Source organism: Streptomyces sp. Inha503 (assembly GCF_047215865.1).
GTDB lineage: Bacteria > Actinomycetota > Actinomycetes > Streptomycetales > Streptomycetaceae > Streptomyces > Streptomyces lycopersici.
The window spans coordinates 285,063-301,361 of record NZ_CP178360.1 but is presented as its reverse complement, the minus strand read 5'-3'; the positions used below and the strand labels follow the sequence as shown (position 1 = coordinate 301,361).

Sequence of the window (16,299 nt, the reverse complement as noted above, 5' to 3'; positions counted from 1 at the left end):
AGGATGGTTGGTCAGTTGGCGGCCCGGCGCAGCGTGGCGCCCCGGTCGAGCGGCTCCACGGCCCCGGCGTACACACCGAGCCAGGAGCCGGGCCGCGCCGGCCAGGTCCGCGGCGCGCGTGTTTCGGCGTACGCCTCGATCCGGCGGTCCATCTCCTCGTCGTCGACCAGGAGGTCGACAGTCCGGTTCGGGACGTCGATCGCGATCTCGTCACCAGTGCGGACGGTCCCCAGCGGGCCCGGCACGCTTCCCTCAGGGGAGATCTCGCCGACGACGATGCCCTTGTTGACGAGGCCAGAGAGCTGTCCGTCGGTCACGATCGCCACCTGCTCGCTCAGGCCGGCGCCGGCCAGCGCGAAGACCACGCCGGAGGCCATGCCCATTCCTGGGGTGCCGGTGACGCCAAGACCCCGCAGCACAAGGACCTCGCCCGGCAGCACCTCGCCGCGCTCGATCGCCTCGGTGGCCTTGGGCGCGGACTCGAAGACGCGCGCCGTACCGCGGAAGGCGCGGGCCCGGTGCTCCGTGACCGACAGCTTCACGATTCCGGTGTCGGGGCAGAGATTGCCGCGCATCACGGCGATGGTGGACTCGGGGCGCATCGGCTCGGCGCGGATCACCTCCGCGTCGACGGGGGCGCCGGCGACGACCTCGGCCATCGATGTGCCCGAGACCGTCATGGCCGAGCCGTCGATCCTGTCGCCGAGTTGCCGGAGCACGCCCCGGGCCCCGCCCGCGGCGTCGAACTCGTCGATGGTCGTGGGCCCGTTGGGCTGGACCGCGGCTATCGGCCCGACCTCCCGCCCGATCTCCTCGAAGAGCCGGTGGACGTCGATGTCGTACGGCGACTCCGCGGCGATCGCCTCCAGATGCTTGACCGCGTTGATCGAGCCGCTGACCGCGATGACCGCCGTCACCGCGTTGCGGAACGCGGCGGGCGTCATCACCGTGCTGGGGCGCCGGTCTGCCTCGACGGCCGCCATGACGACCGGGCCCGCGGCGCGCGCGGCCGCCCACATCGTCTCGCTGTTGGCCTGGGTGGGGGCCGAGCCGGGCAGCGCCATGCCGAGCGCCTCGGCGACGATGTGCATGGTGTTGGCGGTGCCCATCCCCTGGCAGACGCCGGGGCCGGTGATGGCGCGGTCGGACATCCGGCAGAGATCGTCGAAGCTGATGGCGCCCGCGGCGAGCTTGCCGGCATCGGCGAAGACCTCCTCGATGTCGACGCGGCGGCCGTCGTCGAGGACACCGCAGCTCTGATAGCCGCAGGCGACGACCACGGTGGGGACGTCGGTCCGCGCGGCCGCCATCAGCTGGCCGGGCGTCGTCTTGTCGCACGACGCGAGGCAGATCATCCCGTCGAGCCGCGCGCCCTCGACAACCGCCTCGATGTCGTAGGACACCAGGTCGCGGCCCGAGAGCACATAGCCGCCACCCCGGCCGGCGGCCATGATGAAGTCGGTCGGCGCGACGGTGCGGATCTCGAAGGCCAGCCCGCCGGCGTCGTACACCGACCGGCGGACGGCCTCCGCGACCTTGTCGAGATGGGCGAAGCATGGCGCGAGCCCGGAAGAGGAGTTGACGATGACGATCTTCGGCCGGCGGATCTCCTCGTCGTCGTAGCCCAGCGCCTTCCACTGTGTACGCGTCGTCGCCCAGCGAGACGACCCGACCGGATGATTGCTGCGCGGCTCGGTGGACATCCCTTGACTCCTTCCTCGTTCTTCGTGGTTGCTTCTGTGGCGGAGGCGTCGGTCAGGACGGGGCCGCCGTCTTCACCGGCGCCACGCCGGTCGTGGGGGCCTCCACGGACAGCGCTCCCTCCGCGTCGGCCGGCAGCCGGCGCTGGACCCGGCCGAGCACGAACAGCACCAGCACCATCACGGCCGGGCAGGCCGCGAACACGGTGAACGCGCCATGTGCCCCGAGACCGGCGTCGAGGATGACGCCGCCGAGCCAGGGGCCGACCATGGCGCCGACCTTGGCGACCGAGGAGGCCCAGGCGGCGCCGTTGGCGCGGATGCCCGTCGGATAGAAGGTGCCGGCGATGCTGGTGATACCGCCATGACCGCCGTTGACGAACATCTTGGCGCCGATGACGAAGGCGACGTAGACGGCCGGGCCGAGAACTCCCGTGCCCAGTGTCAGCATGCAGACGACGGCCGCGAGCGGCATCCACAGGATGATGCCCGCCCCCTTGCGGTCCACGAACCGGCTGATGAACAGCTGCGCCACGGCGCCCGCGACGCTCGCCAGGGCGGCGATGGTGGCGGCCGCGCTCACGCTGAACCCCATCTGTTCGTTGATCATCGGGGTCCAGAAGACCAGGAAGTAGATCAGTGCCGAGGAGAGGAGGTAGACCAGCCACAGCAGGGGTGTGATGGCGGCGAGGTGGCCACGGAAGAGCTGGGTGGGGGTGAACCGCTTCCCCGAGTGCGCCTGCTCCTGGGCCTCGGTGGTGAAGCGGGTCCCGGGCTCGATGGACAGGCCCGGCTGGAGGCGGCGCAGGATGCGGGAAACGCGCTCATCGCTGCCGGGGCGGGCCTTCAGCACCAGGAACTTCACCGACTCGGGCACCAGCGGCAGCACCGCGAGGACGGTGAGCAGAGAGCAGACACCGCCGACGACGAACACCGATCGCCAGCCGTACTCGGGGATCAGCCAGTTGGAGACGGGACCACCGGCGGCGCCGCCGAGCGTGTAGCCGACCATGATGATGGACACGGCGGTCACCCGGAACCGCTTCGGCGCGTACTCGGCCGCCAGGGCCCAGGTCAGTGGGAGTACCCCGCCGAGGAAGAGCCCGGACACGAACCGCAGGGCAAACAGGTGGGCGTAGGTGTCCGCATAGGCGAAACCGAGCATGAAGAGGCCGAAACCGGCGACCGACGCGACGATGGTGGGACGGCGTCCGATCCGGTCCGCCAGATAACCCATGATCAGCGCGCCGATCATGGTGCCGAAGAGACCGACCGTGGCCAGGGTGCCGAGCTGGGTCCCGGTGAACCCGAAGTCCTTGCGGATGTAGGTGGCGGCGAACGACAGGATCTGGAAGTCGAAGCCGTCGAGAAAGGTGATCAGACAGCAGACGGCGTACATCAGCAGCCAGTAGCGGCTCGCACGCTGGCGCTCGACGATCGGGGCTACTTCCACGACGGGTCGGGTGGCGCTCATGGCCGTCTCCTCGCCGTTGAAGTCGGCCATGATGGGGACGCCGGTGACGACGACCGCAGCTCTGTCAGGGCATGGGGCATGAGGGCTCCTGGGGAAGGGGGCTGTGCCGCGACGCGGCTCTCATCGCGTGTCCCGCACCGTAGGCAGCCCGCTTCACCGGAGGGAATGGCCAGGTCAATAGAGCGTTCGACTGGGCGGCATCAACGGCGTTTATGCTCCGAGGCAGGCCGCGGCCCGTGCCATCAGGTCGCGCAGCCAGCTGTGTGCCAGGTCCTCGTCATGGCTCGCGTCCCACCAGAGATGCTCTTCCAGCGGATCGAGCGGTACCGGGCAGGTGAGCGTGCGCAGCCCGTGCGCGGACGTGATGGGTGCGGCGAGCCGCTCCGGAACGAGCGCCACCCGCCGCGTTCCGGTGATGAAGTCGGGTACGGCCCGGTAGCTCTCCACACGTACGGCGATGCGTGGCCGGATGCCCAGGGCGGTCAGCTGCCGGGTCGCCGGAGCGGCCGACGGGTAGCCCTCGTCCCGGTGGTAGGGCACCACCCACGGCAGCCGTGCCAGGTCCGCGATGCCGAACGACTCGGCCTCGCACAGCGGATTGTCGGCGGACGCGACGCAGACCCACCGGTCGTGGAAGAGCGGAGCCGACTCGACCCCGGGGGTGCGGAAGTGGCCGAGCGGCGGGGAGACCATGGCGTCGACGAGCCGGATCGCGTCGCCCGCGCCACTGCCCAGGGTCTCCCTGATGAGCTGGAGGTGGAGCGCCGCATGGGGCGCCTCGTGGTCGAACAGCCGGGACAGCGGGGGGCCCAGGACCGTCGCCGGGTAGTCGGCCATCAGCAGGGTGAACTCCCGCTCGGTGGTCGCGGGGTCGAACGCCCTGCCGGTCGCGAAGAGCCTTTCGGTGGCCGCGCACACCGTCTCGACCTGCCCGGCCAACTGCGCGGCGAGCGGCGTCAGGACGTAGGCGCCGTGTGCCCGGGCGAGCAGCTCGTCCCCGAAGTGCCGGCGCAGCCGGGACAGCGCTGCGCTGACGGCGGGCTGGGTGACGCCGAGGTTCCGGGCGGCCCGGGTGACGTTCCGCTCGCGCAGCAGCGCTCGGAGCGTCACCAGAAGGTTGAGGTCGAGGTTCGCGAGGTGCGTGGGGCGGGACTGCCGTGGGCTCATGGGCTCGGGATTCTGCCGCAGGCACGCGGGCTCTTTCCATCCTCCTTTCCGGGCCGTCCGGCCGGCCGGGGCCGTCCCGGCGGCCGCCGGCCTTCGGTCCGCCGTCGCGGTGCCGGGTCGACGGCGGGCCGACGGCGTCCTCACCCGGTGCCGAACAGCTCCGGGCGCTTCGCCGCGAGCGCGATCAGGCCGTCGGTCTCCAGCATGTCGGGAACGGGTCCGCGGGCGAGCCGGTGGCCCGCGCGCCCGTCGTGGTGGTGACCGACTCGCCGGCCGTGAGGTCGACGGGGAGCACGTCGCCCCGGTTCACCAGGTCCTTGATGCCGGGCACCTCGATGGCGGGCAGTCCCACCTCGAAGCAGTTGCGGTAGAAGGTGCGGGCGAAGGACTCGGCGACCACACAGGCGATGCCCTTCGCGGTCAGCCAGGGCGCGACGTCCCGGGTGTCGTGTTGGGCCGAGGCACTCCGGTCAGCTCGATCCGCACGGTCTCGGGCACCCGGAACCACGCCTTGCCGTACGGGAGCACCGTGCCGGCGTGCGAGTCGTTGCCGAGCGCCACGGCGAGGGCGCCGAGCGCGCCGTGCACGGGCGTGGCTGTCGGAGCCGACGATGATCATGCGCCGGGCTTGACGAAGCCGCTGCGCACCGCGGCGTGGTGGAGGTTGCCGTTGCCGCGGTCCAGGACGTTGATACCGGTGCGGTGGACCCACTCCAGGGTTCCCAGGCGTTGACGTTGGTGACGTCCGGCCGCGCCTTGACCGCGGCGATCACCTTGTCCACTCGCGAGAGCCAGTCCGCCCAGCCTCCCCAGCTGGTAGGGGAAGCCGTCGTAGATGTCCGCCAAGTCGATGGTCATCTTCGATCCGGCGGCCATCACCGTGGGCGCGACGATCAGCGCGTCGCCAACCGGGACGGGTGAGCCGTTCGGGCGGTGCTCGGGTCCGGGCGAGAGTGCCGCCGCTCGTGGCGGCCGAAGCCGGCGTCGCCGCCGGACCGGTCGCCGCGGCGGGAGAGGCTACGACAGCGACCGCGAGCCACACGGGAGTTCGCGAGCCCACGGTGGCAGGCGTGGTGGGCATGGAGTCTCCTGCTCCAGGAAGAACACGCGTCTGTCAGTCGGACGTGGCGCAAGGACGCCGGAGGGCAGTGCGTTCCGACGCGGTCTGGCACTCGGCTCCGGGGCTGAGCAGCCGCTGCCCCGGAACCCGCTGATCACGATGGCGTTCACGGCGCTGGCCCTGGCGACCGTGGAACCGTCCAACAGCGGGCGTCGGGGTGCGGCGACCCCAGGCGCCTCAGGACTTCGTGTCCTGCGCCGCCTGACCCTTGTGCGAACGGTCACACCACCGCATGATTGTGGCGACGGAATCCGAAGTGTCAAGAGCCATCACAGCGCCGATATCTCCGGGCCGGTTGTGCCCGGTCGGAGGCCCGGCGCTCACGCGGGGTGATCACCGCCATGCTTCCAGGAACAGGTGAGTGACCGGTCTCATGCGCTCCGCGGGGTCGGCGATACCACCCGTCACCGGGTCGAGGACGCCACCGGCTCGCTCGGCTTCCGGCCCAACCGCGCGGCCCGCGGACTCGCGGGCAAGGCCGCCCGTTCGCTGACCATCCTCACCAGCGACACCAGCCTGTACGGGGCAGCCCCGACACTGCGCGGCATGGAAGAAGCCGCTCGAACCGCCTCCTTCACCGTCGCCGTGAGCGTGCTGGACCGCCACGCCGGGGCTCAGGTCGCCGGGAATGCGCCGTCCGGCTTCGCGGGACTCGGCCGCATCTGCTTCGGGCTGTTGCACCGGTTGCTCGATCTCGCGGCACCCGCTCCCGACCCTTGCGACGAGCCCATTCTCATCGTCCGCGAAAGCACCGGCCCACACCGCGGCACCAGCGGCTGAACGACAGGCGGAGAACCGGCCGCCGTCCACACGCCGGGAGCCCCGTGCCGCTCCGACTTCCCCGTCCTCGTACGGCCTTGGCCGGTATTCGTGGGGCTCGTTGGCGCCGGAGGTGTTGACGCCTCTCGTCGCCCGTCTATCATCCATGCTTGTCCGAGAATCCGATTACCGTTCGATATATCGAATATCCGTCGGACGGGCAGGTTTGTGTCGGCCCCACAGACCACCGCTGAAAGCCGTACCCGGCGATGTGTTCATGCGTCATCGTGCCGCGGACCAAGGGACACCGGTGGCGTCGCGGTAGCTGTGCCCCAGCCGACCCAGGGAGTTTCCTCATGCATCCGCATCCGGTGGGCCACCGCTCCCCAGGTGTTCTGTTTCTCGCCGAAGGGCTGCCCGCGCCCATGTGCGGCCCGCCGCCCCGACCACAACGAGAGAGAGCGACCTTCCATGTCCTGGCTCCACCACGAGTACAGTCGCCGCAAGGCACTGGCAACGGCCACGGGGCTGGCGGCAGGAGCCCTGCCCGTCTCCGCTGCGGCCCGCGCCACCGCCTTGCCGCGCGACTCCGCCGCGGTCACGCCCACGGCCGCTGCCGCCCAGTTCACGAATCCGGTGATCTGGCAGGATTTCGCGGACATCGACATCATCCGCGTCGGTAACGCCTACTACTACTCGGCCTCCACGATGCACTACTCGCCGGGGGCGCCCATCCTCCGTTCGTACGACCTGGTGAACTGGGAGTTCGCCGGCCACTCGGTACCGGTGCTGGACTTCGGCTCCAAGTACGACCTGAGCGGCTCCCGCGCCTACGTCAAAGGCGTCTGGGCGTCGTCGCTGGCCTACCGCCCGAGCAACCGGACATTCTACTGGCTCGGCTGCATCGAGTTCTCCCGTTCGTACATCTACACCGCCCCATCCGTCGAAGGGCCCTGGACCAGGCTCACCACGATCAACAATGCTTATTACGACGCGGGTTTGCTCATCGACAGCGATGACACCATGTACGTGTCGTACGGGAACACCACCATCAGCGTGGCCCAGCTCTCCGCCGACGGCCGTACCCAGGTCCGTGCACAACAGGTGTTCACCACGCCGTCGAGCGTGGGGACCCTGGAGGGATCCCGTTTCTACAAGATCAACGGCAACTACTACATCTTCCTCACCCGCCCCGCCAACGGCCAGTACATCCTGAAGTCCACCAGCGGCCCCTTCGGTCCGTACACCATGCGGCAGGTCCTGCTCAACCTGGGCGGGCCGGTCTCCGGCGGCGGGGTGCCACACCAGGGCGGGCTCGTACAGACCCAGAACGGCGCCTGGTACTACATGGCCTTCGTGGACGCCTACCCAGGCGGCCGGATCCCCGTACTGGCCCCGGTCACCTGGACCTCCGACGGCTGGCCCGTGGTGCAGCTGGTCAACGGTGCCTGGGGTGCCTCGTATCCCAGTCCGGCCGCCGTCGGGGCCCCGCCCCACCAGGCCGCCCCGCTGACCGGCGTCGACACCTTCGACGGTACGTTCCTGAAGCCGACGTGGGAGTGGAACCACAACCCGGACAACACCAAGTGGTCGGTGAACAACGGCCTGACCTTGCGAACCGCCACGGTAACGAACGACCTGTACTGGGCCCGCAACACCCTCACCCACCGGATCCAGGGGCCCACCTCCACCGCCACCATCCAGCTCGACCACTCCGCGATGCGGGACGGCGACCGGGCCGGACTGGCGCTGTTGCGCGACTCGTCCGCGTGGATCGGTGTGAAACGGGACGGCGGTGCGACCCGGGTGGCGATGGTGAGCGGGCTGACCATGGACGGCAACTGGAACACCACCGGCACCGGAACGGAGCTCGCGAGCGCCGCTGTCCAGGGCGGCCGCATATGGCTGCGCGTCACCGCCGACATCCGCCCCGGCGCGGGGCGGCCGGGCACCTTCTCCTACAGCACCGACGGCACCAACTTCATCCGCCTGGGGCCCTCGTTCACCATGGGCAACGACTGGCGGTTCTTCATGGGCTACCGGTACGCCATCTTCAACCACGCCACCCAGGCACTCGGAGGCTCGGTCAACGTCACCCGCTTCGAACTCACCACGCCCTGACCGGTCCGCTCCGGCCACTGTCCGCACACGGACGCGAACGTACTCGTACGACCGATTCTGGGAGCGCTCCCACGGTGCCCCCACCCATTTGAGGAGAGAGATGAACGATCGCGACCGACACGACCGACACGACCGACACGACCGGCGCGGCCGGCGCCGCGCTTCGGCGTTAGGCCTCATAGCCGCAGGCGTCATGGCGGTGGCCGGGACCGCCACCGCAGCACCCACCGCCGCATCCGCGTCCGCATCCGCCCAGGCTTCCACCCTGGGCGCACAGGCGGCCCAGTCCGGGCGGTACTTCGGGACCGCCGTGGCCGGGGGCAGGCTCGGCGACTCGACGTACTCGACCATCCTGGACCGCGAGTTCAACATGGTCACACCCGAGAACGAGATGAAGTGGGACACCACCGAGCGGTCCCGCGGATCGTTCAACTTCGGCCCCGGCGACCAGATCGCCAACCGTGCCCTCTCGCGCGGGCAGCGCGTACGGGGCCACACCCTCGTCTGGCACTCCCAGCTGCCCGGCTGGGTCAGCTCCATCGGCGACGCGAACACCCTGCGCAGCGTGATGAACAACCACATCACCACCCAGATGGCCCACTACAAGGGCAAGGTCTACGCCTGGGATGTGGTCAACGAGGCGTTCGCCGACGGCGGCAGCGGCCAGCACCGCCCCTCGGTCTTCCAGAACCTGCTGGGCGACGGCTTCATCGAGCAGGCCTTCCGCACCGCACGCTCGGCCGACCCCGCGGCCAAGCTCTGCTACAACGACTACAACATCGAGAACTGGACCGACGCCAAGACCCAGGGCGTCTACCGCATGGTCCGTGACTTCAAGTCACGGGGTGTCCCCATCGACTGCGTTGGTTTCCAGGCCCACTTCGGCACCGGCGGCCCGCCGGCCTCGTTCCAGACCACCCTGTCGAGCTTCGCCGCACTCGGCGTGGACGTGCAGATCACCGAGCTCGACATCGCCCAGGCGCCCACCAACGCGTACGCCAACACGGTCAAGGCCTGCATGAACGTCCCGCGCTGCACCGGCATCACCGTATGGGGCATCCGCGACACCGACTCCTGGCGCGCTGGGGACAAGCCGCTGCTCTTCGACGGCAGCGGCAACAAGAAGGCCGCGTACAACGCCACCCTGACCGCCCTCGGCGGCACACCGGCCGCCAGGAGTACGACCTCTCCGGCCGCCTCGCTGCCGTCCAGTTTCCGATGAAGCTCCAGCTGATCGTCGAAGCCATCGGCTCGGACGGACCCGGGCTCGGCACGGAAACGGACACCTGCGACCCGCACATATGACCGGATGCGGTAAGACGCCCGCGCTGACCAGCGGTACGCATACGATTCAGAGCAGCGGAAAGAGCCGCAGCTACATCCTGAAGGTTCCGGACAACTACGACCAGAACCGCAGCTACGGCGGCGCCATGACCTACGCGCTGGCATGTGCCCGGCCGACGGTCTTCCGCGCGGTCGCGGTCCAATCCGGTGGACAGCTCAGCGGATGCGGCGGTGGCACCCAGCCCATCGCCTACCTAGGGGTGCACGGCATCAGGGACGGAGTGCTCGGCATCTCCGGCGGACGGACCATGCGGGACAAGTTCGTCAGGAACAACGGCTGCGCCGGATAGAACCCGCCCGAGCCGGCGCAGGGCAGCCGAAGGCACTCAGTCACCACCTACGCGGGGTGTCCGGCCGGGCATCCGGTCGCGTGGGCCGCGTTCGACGAAGGCCACATCGCCGCTCCCCAGGACGGGGCCGGAGGTGACAGCGGTTCCAAGACCTGGGTTCCCGGAGAGGTCTGGAAGTTCTTCACTCAGTTCTAGGCAACCACCCCGGCGTCGGGCCGATCCGCCCGACGCCGGAGGCCCGGAGGCTGCCGTCCCGCACGTCCGTGTCATATCTCAGCGACAGGGTTGTTGCCGGGCGGTACGCGGCCACACCACGCACCGCCCGGAGAGCCGCCGAGCTCAACAGGGCGATGGGTGGTCATGTTGATCAGGATCGACGCGTAGGTCCTGCGGCGGGGCGCAGGGTGAACTCGTCGATACTGAGGACCGGGACGGGGCCTGGCTCCGGGTCGGGTAGTGCGCGGATCAGCCGGAGCAGAGTGTCCTTGCAGGTCGTGGGACATTCGCTTGAACAGGCGGGTTCCCGGATGGCCGCCCAGGAACAGTGCCACGTCGGTGAGCAGAGCGGTGAGGGATTTCGTCCGGCGGGCGTGGCGGCGAGTCAGGCCCGGTATCTGCTCGGCGAACGTCCGATGGGTACAGAAGGCGTTCTCGCAGACCAGGCGCCGTGCCCGCAGCTCGATCCGCACGCGCCGGCCGGCGACGGGATGGTCGGCCAGGCACCGCTCGTAGTAGCAGTGCGCCTGTGGTGATCTCTGCCCGCACTCGGGACAGGCCGCCGATGCGGCCCGTGGCCGTATGGCGACACAGACCTCGACATCCGTGAGTAGCAGCCGCTCGACCTCCACATCCACACCCGGGAAGAGGAGGTCAGCCACACGCACCGCTTCGTCCACACCGAGGTGATTCCCATCCGCCGAAAGACGGCAGCCACCCCCAAATCAGCGACAGAGCACCAAAAGTGATCCAGAACCAGCTTTTCGAAGTCCGCCGACAACCTTCGGCGGCCCGCCACGTCGGTGCCCGGCCCGGCTCGCGCTGCTGTCGACGGCGGCCGTAGCGGGTCAACTCACGCGACTTGGCTCGGCCTCGCCTGCGCGACCGCCCTGTACGGCCTCCATCGCACCGGCCGACTGGCGACCCATACCCCCGAGCCGCAGCCCACGACCGTCTGATCCACCAGGCCACAGGCCCGGGGGCGAACGATGCCCCAACTCAAGGCCGTTCGGCCGGGAGTTGCGGTATCGGCTGCGACGGGTGCGGTTCGCCAGAGCCGCGCCCATCGCTGTTATGTGGGGTCGACGCCGTGGCTGCGAAGCCAGGTCAATGGATCTATCGCATCGCCGCCGCCGGGATGCACTTCAAGATGCAGGTGTGGTCCCGACGAATTACCCGAGCTTCCGGCGTAGGCGATGACCTCTCCTGCCTTGACCTGGCCGGCCCGGATTTTGGCACTGGCAAGGTGGCAGTACCAGGTCTCGGTGCCATCGGGAGCGCTGACGATGACCATGTTTCCGTAGAATGGATTCCATTTGGCTTCGACCGTGCCGTCGGTGACGGCCATCACCGGGGTGTTCATGGGCACGGGGAAGTCGAGTCCGGTATGCCGGCTCGACCACATGGAGCCGGCCGCTCCGAACAGTTCGCCGACTCCTCGCTGTGCGACGGGAAGAGCGAACTTCGGGCGGAGCGCCTCCTTGCGTGCCGCTTCCGCCTTTCTGTGTGCGGCTTCGGCCGCCTTGCGTCTCTGCTCCTGTAGTTGACGTTGCTTGAGATCGATACGTTGCTGCGTACGGCTGGCGCGATCGGCGAAGTCATCTGCGCCACGTGTCACACCGGCGAGCTGCGCGTCGAGCTTGCCGTTGGCTGCCGATGGCTCGATGGCCGGTGCCGTGTCCGGGGCGGCTTGTGTGGCCTTCTCATCCTGGTCATCGACGCTGACGGAGACGGCCGCCGCCCCTGTGATGGCCATAACGACAGCGGACGGAACGGCGACGGTCAGGAGCGCGGATCGCCGGGCGGACGCGCGGCGATTACGGATGTCCGCTCGGCGCGGTCCGGGAGAGGTAGCCCCCGCATCCTCGGTGGCGTCCTGGACATGCCCTGCCTGGCAGGGCGACTCGTCGGCCTGAGAGGAAAGGAAGTTCGGTGACGCGGGAGAGCCGCGGGAAGCATCCCAATCCGCAGAGGCGCCCGTGCTCCACGTCTGCGTCTGCCTCTCGTACTCATCGAGGCATGCTGTGGAGGAGACCCCATCGCGCCATTGGCCGGTGGAGTCCTCCCACTGGGCTATGTGCCCGCACGGGTCTGCCGGGCCGAGGTCGACCGCGGGTGAGTTCATCCCCTCATGGCCGGGGGCGTCCCACATCGTGGTGGGGCCGTAGCCGTGGGTGTTGTACGACAGCTGATGGGCGGACTCGTCGTAAAGGGCGGCCGTGGTGTCATACATGCTGGGCATCGCGCCGAACAGCGGGTCCTCGTCGTCGTAACCGCTAGATGTCACACCGCCGTGCTGGGCACCACCGTGGTAGGCATCGTAGATCCCATACGCGGTGTCGGGGGCGTGACCGGTCTCGGCCGGGGCCCAATCCCCCGACGACTGTCGCTCGTTAACCACTGGCTTCTCTTCTGTCCTGGCAGTAGGAGCACCGGCCGCGACGGTGTTCGAGCGGTACCCGGCATCGGTCATCGTCAACGGGTCTCAGTACTCCAGCGCAGCCATCCCCTCGTGAGCAGGCGCCTGAGGTGGGTGGGAGCGTCTCAGAGCGAGGCCGCAGACCCGCCGCACGGCTAATCTACTTAACAATATAGGGGATGATTGAGAGCGGGGGTGGTTGGGCGGGGACGACCCGCACCGATCTTGCCTCGCCTGGCCGCGATTCCTGGCCCGGTCGGCGAGACGTCGGCCCTCTACCGGTCAGGGCGTGTATCGGGCCTCGTGTCGGCGGGGGTGCAATGTGGCGGATATCGCTCGTCGAAGCGTCGCGCCTTCCAGAGCGTCACGGCGCCGATCCATGTCACCAGGAATGTCACCACGATGACGATGCCGATCGTGTTGAGGTCGATGTCGGTGAGCCACGACCAGGGCCGTTGGTCGGCCGTGCCCAGCTGCTCCGCGAGTAGTGAGACCAGTTCCACGGTGCCGACGATGAATGCGACGAAGATCGAAAGGCCGGTCATGGTGAGGTTGTAGTAGATCTTGCGGACCGGGTTGGAGAACGACCACTCGTACGCTTTCGCCATGAACACACCGTCGGTGGTGTCCATCAAGCTCATGCCGGCGGCGAAGATCAGTGGTAGGGCGATGATGGCGAGTGGCGGCAATGTGCCGTCCGCGGCCGAACCCGCCGCCAGGCCCAGCGCTCCGAGCTGGGTGGCGGTGTCGAATCCGAGGCCGAAGAGCAGGCCCACGAAGTCGAGCTGCCAGCTGTGCTCGATGAACCGGTTATAGCGGCCCTTGAAGACCCGGTTCATCAGCCCGCGGTTGGCGAGCAGTTGCTCCAGTTCCTCCGGTTCGTGGCGGCCTGCTTTCGCCTCGCGCCAGGTGCGGAGGATGCCGCGCAGCACTGCCAGGTTCAGTGCGGCGATCGCGTAGAGGGAGACACCGGAGACCAGAGTCCCGATGACGCCGCCGATCTCCGCGAAGCCGAAGGCGTGGCGCATGCCGAGCGTGTAGGCCAACCCCGCGGCCCCCGCGTACAGCAACCGCCCCTGGCTGTCGGTGAGGCCGTGGTAGCGCGCGTTGTAGTACGCGAACAGTCCGAGCCCCACGATGTGGAGTGCCGCCACCACGCCGTACAGCGCCGCGAGCCGACGTATCTCGCGTCGGTCGAAGCGGCGGCGCTCGTGCACTCATGGACGACTTCCCTTGGGGACGATCTCGTGATGCGCTTAGGAATCCGTGGGAAATGGCCGGCGCCCGTCGATATCGAGGCTGCGCCTGCGGCCACGGCAGCATTGTCGGCCAGCCGACATGACGTTGGGTTGGGGTCAGTGGCCGCCGCTCGACTCGACGGCGAGGCGCCTGGTGAAGGTCTTGCCGCCGTCCTTTGACTCGTACACGCCGTTCTGCGTCGCGGCCAGGATGTGCCCGGTGTCGACGGCGGTGAGGGCCTGGGGCTGTCCGCCGGGGACGGTGGCGAGCTTCTTCCATGTGGCGCCGCCGTCGGTGCTCCGGCTCAGTCCACCGGAGGTGTCGATGCCGTAGAGGGCGTTCTTGGCCTTCCAGGAGAGGAAGGCCATCACCGGCTGCTTGCCCTTGTCGAAGGTCGTGCCGCCGTCGGTACTGCGGGCGACGCCTTCCGCGGTGGTGGCGAGGACAAGGTCGGCGTTGTCCGGGTCGACCGCGATGTCGAGCGCTTGGAGGGTCGCTCGGTCCTTCCAGGTGGTGCCGTTCTTGCTGGTGCGGAGCAGGCCGCCTGTGGAGTCGTAGCCGTAGACAGTGCCGTGTGCGTAGTCCAGCGCGTGGAAGTCGGACTTCCCCGAGAGGGAGAGCGACTTCCAGGTCCTGCCCGCGTCGGTGCTCTTGATCAGTCCCTTGTCGCCGGGGCCGTCCGTTCCGGAGGCGGGGTGGCCGCTGGCGTAAAAGGTCTTGCCCTGGGCCACCGTGAAGCCCATGAAGTCGTCCTTGCTGCTGCCCACCAGTTTGGGATTGCCCTTGGAATCGGGGGTGTAGATGCCTTCGTGGGTCGCGACGTACAGGCGCTGGTCGGACGGGTCCAGCCCGAGTCCGTGGATGTGACTGACCGTGGTGACGGCGGGGGACGCGTCCATGTCGCCGTCACCGCTGGAACAGGCGGCCAGCGTGAGCCCGACGGCGACGGCGGTGGCTGCCTGGACGGCGCGGTGCATCTTCATGAGTCCTCGGGAATCGTGGGGGTGGGCCGAGGCATGACTGCGCGCGGCCCACAAGTAGGGGGAGGGGGCGACCGCCCCGGGCTCCCGGAGCGACCGGCTGAGCCCGAAGCGGTCAGTGTGTGATCGGATCAGAGCTTGTCGAGGATGCCCTGGAGCTGCTTGACCTCGGCGGTCTGGCCCTTGACGACATCGTCGGCGAGCTTCTTCGCGGTGGCGTTCTTGCCGCTCTTCTGCTCGTTCTTGGCCATGTCGATCGCCCCGTTGTGGTGGTCGATCATCATCTGCGCGAACATCTTGTCGAAGTCCGTTCCCTTGGCGGCCTTCAGCTCCTTCATGTCCTTGTCGGACATCATCCCGGCCATACCCGAGTCGTCAGAGCCGCTGGAGCCGTGATCCATACCGGGCATGCTGCTGTCGGAGCCGTGGTCCATGCCGGGCATACTGTCGCCGGACTCGGGCTTGCCCCATGCCTTGAGCCAGGACTTCATCTTCTTGATCTCGGGATCCTGGGCCTTTTCGATGTCCCCGGCGAGGGTCTTGATCTTGGCGTCCTCGGCGCGGTCGTCGGCGAGCTTGGACATCTCGACGGCCTGCTCATGGTGGGGGATCATCATCTGCGCGAACTTCACGTCCGCGTCGTTGAACGTGCCCGGTGCGGGGTTCTCCCCTGTGGTCGCGCTCGCCGAGGCGGAGCTCTTGCTCTTGCTCCCGTGGTCCATGCCACTCATGTCGTCGTCGTTGCCACAGGCGGCGAGAACCAAGCCCGCGGCGGCGACGGTGCTGACGAGTGCGATGCGGCGGACGCGCGGACGGAGCGTGCTGCGCTTGATGGCGGTCATGTCGAAAACCTCGTGGTGTCTGTTCTGAGGAAAGGCTGGCGAACGGGGTAGCGGGCAGCGCGAGCCGCCCACGGTGGCGTTCGGCCTAGATCCGCAGGACTGACAGTTGAGCGAGGTCAGGCGGTCTGGGCGGAGGCGGATTGGGGCGCAGGGCCGCCACGGCGCCATCGCGAAGCCGTGCCAGCCAGTCCGTCCTGCGGCTCAGAACCGCGCGGAGAAGACCGGCGAGAATCCACGTGCCGAGCACGGCCACGCACAGCGAGGCCATGTCCATCCCCATGGCCGGGGAGTGGGAGGACGCCTTGCTGTCCTGATGGGAATCTGAAGAGTGCGAGGAGACGACAACGTCCTGCGGCGAGGACATGCCCCCGCCTGGGTGGGCGGTCGTGGCCGATGTGTGAGCCGCTCCCATGCTCGTGTCGGCGGCGCTGTCGGGATGGCCCATCGAGTGCATCATAAAAATGCCCATCGCGAGCACGACGACGAGCAGCAGGTGCCCGAGGGCACCTCCTGTTCGTACGTATCGGCTCACATGCACGTCGTGGCTCCGTCTGTGGTCGCTTCGCCCTCCGAACAGTACCGAAGCGGACCAGATCATGCTGTGCGGGTCGGGCATCGGGGGCAATCT

The 16,299-nt window shown here is 68.7% G+C and carries 14 protein-coding genes and 2 pseudogenes; 4 read left to right on the top strand and 12 right to left on the bottom strand.

The window, feature by feature from the left end:
* Positions 1 to 11: 11 nt before the first annotated feature.
* The 6 genes from ACJX2R_RS01300 to ACJX2R_RS01275 form a co-directional block, all read right to left on the bottom strand.
* Positions 12 to 1,703: a dihydroxy-acid dehydratase gene (locus ACJX2R_RS01300; RefSeq protein WP_413098336.1), complete on the bottom strand. Its 1,692-nt coding sequence runs from the start codon at positions 1,701 to 1,703 to the stop codon at positions 12 to 14.
* Between the two features lie 52 nt (positions 1,704 to 1,755).
* The gene (locus ACJX2R_RS01295) at positions 1,756 to 3,174 is read right to left on the bottom strand and encodes an MFS transporter (RefSeq protein ID WP_262706041.1); all 1,419 of its coding nucleotides are present in this window, start codon (positions 3,172 to 3,174) and stop codon (positions 1,756 to 1,758) included.
* 210 nt (positions 3,175 to 3,384) lie between these two features.
* Positions 3,385 to 4,341, bottom strand: coding sequence for a LysR family transcriptional regulator (locus tag ACJX2R_RS01290; RefSeq protein ID WP_413098335.1), 957 nt, complete (start codon positions 4,339 to 4,341; stop codon positions 3,385 to 3,387).
* A gap of 184 nt (positions 4,342 to 4,525) precedes the next feature.
* A complete protein-coding gene (locus tag ACJX2R_RS01285) occupies positions 4,526 to 4,741 on the bottom strand; it encodes a hypothetical protein (protein WP_413098334.1) in 216 nt (71 codons plus the stop codon).
* Between the two features lie 20 nt (positions 4,742 to 4,761).
* Positions 4,762 to 4,929: a hypothetical protein gene (locus ACJX2R_RS01280; protein WP_413098333.1), complete on the bottom strand. Its 168-nt coding sequence runs from the start codon at positions 4,927 to 4,929 to the stop codon at positions 4,762 to 4,764.
* Positions 4,930 to 4,956: 27 nt separating this feature from the next.
* The gene (locus tag ACJX2R_RS01275; protein ID WP_413098332.1) at positions 4,957 to 5,199 is read right to left on the bottom strand and encodes a hypothetical protein; all 243 of its coding nucleotides are present in this window, start codon (positions 5,197 to 5,199) and stop codon (positions 4,957 to 4,959) included.
* A 619-nt stretch (positions 5,200 to 5,818) separates the two neighbouring features.
* On the opposite strand from ACJX2R_RS01275, the gene ACJX2R_RS01270 reads away from it, so the two are divergent.
* The 4 genes and pseudogenes from ACJX2R_RS01270 to ACJX2R_RS01255 form a co-directional block, all read left to right on the top strand.
* Entirely contained in the window at positions 5,819 to 6,241 is a 423-nt protein-coding gene (locus tag ACJX2R_RS01270) for a hypothetical protein (protein ID WP_413098331.1), read from the top strand.
* 450 nt (positions 6,242 to 6,691) lie between these two features.
* Positions 6,692 to 8,341: a glycoside hydrolase 43 family protein gene (locus tag ACJX2R_RS01265; RefSeq protein ID WP_413098330.1), complete on the top strand. Its 1,650-nt coding sequence runs from the start codon at positions 6,692 to 6,694 to the stop codon at positions 8,339 to 8,341.
* A gap of 100 nt (positions 8,342 to 8,441) precedes the next feature.
* A pseudogene (locus tag ACJX2R_RS01260) lies at positions 8,442 to 9,560 on the top strand (endo-1,4-beta-xylanase); the annotation flags it as partial.
* 67 nt (positions 9,561 to 9,627) lie between these two features.
* Positions 9,628 to 10,167: pseudogene (locus ACJX2R_RS01255) on the top strand (alpha/beta hydrolase family esterase); the annotation flags it as partial.
* Between the two features lie 74 nt (positions 10,168 to 10,241).
* Here the strand turns inward: ACJX2R_RS01255 and ACJX2R_RS01250 are convergent.
* The 6 genes from ACJX2R_RS01250 to ACJX2R_RS01225 all read right to left on the bottom strand — a co-directional run bounded on the left by ACJX2R_RS01250 (position 10,242) and on the right by ACJX2R_RS01225 (position 16,209).
* Positions 10,242 to 10,871 (bottom strand): transposase family protein, encoded by a 630-nt coding sequence (locus ACJX2R_RS01250; RefSeq protein ID WP_413098329.1) that lies wholly within the window; start codon positions 10,869 to 10,871, stop codon positions 10,242 to 10,244.
* 392 nt (positions 10,872 to 11,263) lie between these two features.
* Complete coding sequence (locus ACJX2R_RS01245; protein WP_413105743.1) at positions 11,264 to 12,664, bottom strand: M23 family metallopeptidase; 1,401 nt, start codon at positions 12,662 to 12,664, stop codon at positions 11,264 to 11,266.
* A 221-nt stretch (positions 12,665 to 12,885) separates the two neighbouring features.
* The gene (locus ACJX2R_RS01240; RefSeq protein ID WP_413098328.1) at positions 12,886 to 13,827 is read right to left on the bottom strand and encodes a HoxN/HupN/NixA family nickel/cobalt transporter; all 942 of its coding nucleotides are present in this window, start codon (positions 13,825 to 13,827) and stop codon (positions 12,886 to 12,888) included.
* 138 nt (positions 13,828 to 13,965) lie between these two features.
* Entirely contained in the window at positions 13,966 to 14,826 is an 861-nt protein-coding gene (locus ACJX2R_RS01235) for a F510_1955 family glycosylhydrolase (RefSeq protein ID WP_413105742.1), read from the bottom strand.
* Between the two features lie 134 nt (positions 14,827 to 14,960).
* Positions 14,961 to 15,671: a DUF305 domain-containing protein gene (locus tag ACJX2R_RS01230; protein ID WP_413098327.1), complete on the bottom strand. Its 711-nt coding sequence runs from the start codon at positions 15,669 to 15,671 to the stop codon at positions 14,961 to 14,963.
* A gap of 85 nt (positions 15,672 to 15,756) precedes the next feature.
* On the bottom strand, positions 15,757 to 16,209 hold the full coding sequence (locus tag ACJX2R_RS01225) for a DUF6153 family protein (protein ID WP_413098326.1): 453 nt from the start codon (positions 16,207 to 16,209) through the stop codon (positions 15,757 to 15,759).
* Positions 16,210 to 16,299 lie beyond the last annotated feature (90 nt).

Excerpts from the sequence above, each read along its gene's own strand:
- ACJX2R_RS01275 (WP_413098332.1), bottom strand. The coding sequence starts at position 5,199 with ATGACCATCGACTTGGCGGACATCTACGACGGCTTCCCCTACCAGCTG.
- ACJX2R_RS01245 (WP_413105743.1), bottom strand. The coding sequence starts at position 12,664 with ATGACCGATGCCGGGTACCGCTCGAACACCGTCGCGGCCGGTGCTCCT.
- ACJX2R_RS01290 (WP_413098335.1), bottom strand. The coding sequence starts at position 4,341 with ATGAGCCCACGGCAGTCCCGCCCCACGCACCTCGCGAACCTCGACCTC.
- ACJX2R_RS01235 (WP_413105742.1), bottom strand. The coding sequence starts at position 14,826 with ATGCACCGCGCCGTCCAGGCAGCCACCGCCGTCGCCGTCGGGCTCACG.
- ACJX2R_RS01230 (WP_413098327.1), bottom strand. The coding sequence starts at position 15,671 with ATGACCGCCATCAAGCGCAGCACGCTCCGTCCGCGCGTCCGCCGCATC.
- ACJX2R_RS01265 (WP_413098330.1), top strand. The coding sequence starts at position 6,692 with ATGTCCTGGCTCCACCACGAGTACAGTCGCCGCAAGGCACTGGCAACG.
- ACJX2R_RS01295 (WP_262706041.1), bottom strand. The coding sequence starts at position 3,174 with ATGAGCGCCACCCGACCCGTCGTGGAAGTAGCCCCGATCGTCGAGCGC.
- ACJX2R_RS01300 (WP_413098336.1), bottom strand. The coding sequence starts at position 1,703 with ATGTCCACCGAGCCGCGCAGCAATCATCCGGTCGGGTCGTCTCGCTGG.